Annotated in this window: 3 protein-coding genes; 2 read left to right on the top strand and 1 reads right to left on the bottom strand. The window is 53.5% G+C overall.

What is annotated here, in order from left to right; genetic code table 11:
- Nucleotides 1-210 precede the first annotated feature (210 nt).
- Nucleotides 211-1,140 carry a LysR substrate-binding domain-containing protein gene (locus WBC85_RS16860; RefSeq protein WP_424440063.1) on the bottom strand — a complete coding sequence of 310 codons (930 nt, stop codon included), beginning with the start codon at nt 1,138-1,140 and terminating at the stop codon, nt 211-213.
- Nucleotides 1,141-1,328: 188 nt separating this feature from the next.
- Between WBC85_RS16860 and WBC85_RS16855 the strand changes: the two genes are divergently transcribed.
- Both WBC85_RS16855 and WBC85_RS16850 read left to right on the top strand, forming a co-directional pair.
- Entirely contained in the window at nt 1,329-2,279 is a 951-nt protein-coding gene (locus tag WBC85_RS16855) for an ABC transporter substrate-binding protein (RefSeq protein ID WP_424440060.1), read from the top strand.
- Between the two features lie 73 nt (nt 2,280-2,352).
- A partial coding sequence (locus WBC85_RS16850) for an ATP-binding cassette domain-containing protein (protein ID WP_424440057.1) occupies nt 2,353-2,792 on the top strand: 440 nt, incomplete at its 3' end.

Genomic DNA, 2,792 nt, shown 5'->3' with positions numbered 1-2,792 from the left:
TGTCCGCGAAGGTCAGTTTCAGCACGGTAGGGCGTAGGAATGTGATCGCTGTCTATCTGAAGAATATTACAATCGACGACGACCGAAGGATACTTATGTGCTCACTTTGGCCAGGAGTTTTTCCAGCTTGGGCAGAATGACAATGAGGCCCCCCGTTTCGGACCGAATTGGAAACGTCACGCTAAAAATACACGCTTTGAAAAGGCGTGTTTACGACACTCCATACCGCTCGCGCGATGCGCTTTCCCCAAGGAGCCATTGCACAACAACCTCGGGTGAGGTCTGCGTTTCTTGCCCCGTTTTGCGCAGCAAATAGTAGCCTGCATTCGTGCGAACCTCTGCCTCGCCAAATGGCCGTACCAACCGCCCATCCCTCAGGAAATAATCGACCAAATGCCCCCAGCCAAGGGCGATGCCCAAACCATCAACTGCGGCATGAATGGCCAAAGGGTAGGTGTTGAAAATTGCGGTCTGTTCTACATCAACCCGAGAAACTCCTTTTTTGACTAACCAGTTCGCCCAGTTCATCCATTCGGGATGGTCACTGCTGACTTCGATCAAATCCAGCTGAGATATCCGGTCCAGAGACACAGCGCCTGACATTCTGGCCAAATAAGCTGGAGAGCAGACCGGAAAGACCGTTTCGCCAAACAAGAGGGTTGTTTCATAGCCGTCCCAATTGCCGTCCCCGCGCAAAATGGACATGTCCATTTGTGAGCCGAGGCATTCTGCATCACTGTCGGAAGCGGTCAGGCGAATACGTATTTCGGAGTGGTTTTCGTGAAAGGCGCGCAGGCGGGGCATCAACCACAAAGCGGATACGGAATTTGTTGCCGCGACCCTGACCGTATCCGCGCCATCCTTTTTGAGCAGCTCTTCTGAGGCATTGCGCAAGTCGGTCAGGGATTGAGAGACGGACGTGTAATAGCTGGCCCCAAGTTGGGTGAGCTTGACCGAGCGATGACCCCGCACAAACAGCGGCACACCAAAGTGTTCTTCGAGAAGGCGTATTTTGCGGCTGATCGAGCTTTCAGAGATATGCAGCTGCTTTGCCGCATGCGCAAAGCCGCCCAAGCGGGCAGCGGCTTCAAATGCAATCAAGTAGTTCAAAGGCGGCAATGTGTTTCGCAGTTCACTCATTCCCGGAACGTCCCCATGCGACAAACTTCTGTAGAGATAACTATGTGACTACTTTGCCTCTAATTTCTAGGGGCAATGCCACATTAAATTCTGTGCAGAAGATTTTCCAATTTGGGGCATTGTTCGGTTGATACGTGGCCATCGAATGCCGTGTTCGTAAAGATAGTACTAAAGCCAAGGGAGAAATCATGAAACTTAAACAGATATTATGCTGCGCTGTATTGAGCACAGGCGTCGCGCCTGCATTTGCCGCAGATTCAAGCGATCCGATTGTTATTCCAATCCACAACTGGTCGAGCCAGATTGTGATGTCCAACGTCGTAGGGCAGTTGTTTGAAGAGATGGGCAGCAACGTCGAATTTGTAACCACTGACAGCCAGGCGGTTTACGAATCGGTGCGTCTGGGTGACGTGACGCTGGAGTTGGAAGTCTGGGAAGGCGCATTTGGCGCGTCGTTCCGCGAAGCTCTGTCAAAAGGCGGTCTGCATGATGCTGGTGATCATGACGCGGTAACACGCGAAGACTGGTGGTACCCGATGTGGACCAAGGAAAGCTGCCCCGGCCTGCCCAGCTGGGAAGCCTTGAATGATTGCGCTGCTGTATTTGCAACAGCTGAAACAGGTGACAAGGGCCGCTATCTTGATGGTCCTGTGGACTGGCTCAAGCATGGGGCGGAACGCGCCGAATCTCTGGGATTGAATTTTACGGTGATCAACGCCGGTTCAGCGGCCGCGCTCTGGGCCGAAATCGGTGCTGCCGAAGCTGACAAAAAGCCAGTTCTGGTTTTCAACTGGACCCCCAACTTTGCCGAAGCCGTTTGGCCTGGCGAGTTTGTTGAGTTTCCGGCCTGGGAAGATGGTTGTGACATTGACCCGTCCAAAGGTCCAAACCCGGACGCATTGTTCGACTGTGGCAACCCGGCGACGGGCTACCTGAAGAAAGCCGCATGGGATGGCATGAAAGACAAATGGCCCACAGCCTATTGCATGCTCGGCGAGGTTTCTTTCACAAATCCGCAAATCGCGCAGATGGCCAAGCTTGTAGACACGGACGAGATGGAGCCGGAAGAGGCGGCTACGGAATGGCTTGATGCCAATCGTGAGGTGGTTGAGCCATGGATGAGCGGCTGCAAGAGCTGATTTAACTTACATACTTTGGGCCGCCTGACACGACGATGTCTGGCGGCCCGTTTTTTAACGACAGGTACCTACTATGAGCGACGCGACGCCGGTCATTTCAGCGCGTAATGTTTGGAAGCTGTTTGGGCCACGCCCAAAAGATTACCTTGCACAGATGCCGCCAAACCACAGCTTTGACGCGATCCGTGCCGATGGATACATCGCGGGGGTCAAGGACGTCTCAATTGATGTTAACCGCAGCGAAATGCTGGTCATTATGGGGCTTTCCGGGTCGGGGAAATCGACCTTGGTGCGCTGTTTTTCCCGACTGCATGACATCACTGGCGGTACAATAGAAGTTGAAGGCGAGGACATCATGGCGATGTCCGAAAAACAGCTGATCGCACTGCGCCGCTCCAAAATGGGGATGGTATTTCAATCATTTGGGCTTTTGCCCCATCGATCCGTGCTCGAAAATATCTCCTTTCCGCTTGAGATGCGGGGGCAAGACAGACACACCCGTCGCGCGCGCGC

Source organism: Planktotalea sp. (assembly GCF_049680325.1).
GTDB lineage: Bacteria > Pseudomonadota > Alphaproteobacteria > Rhodobacterales > Rhodobacteraceae > Planktotalea.
The sequence above is the reverse complement of the archived record's forward strand: the minus strand, read 5'-3'. Positions and strand labels throughout refer to the sequence as shown.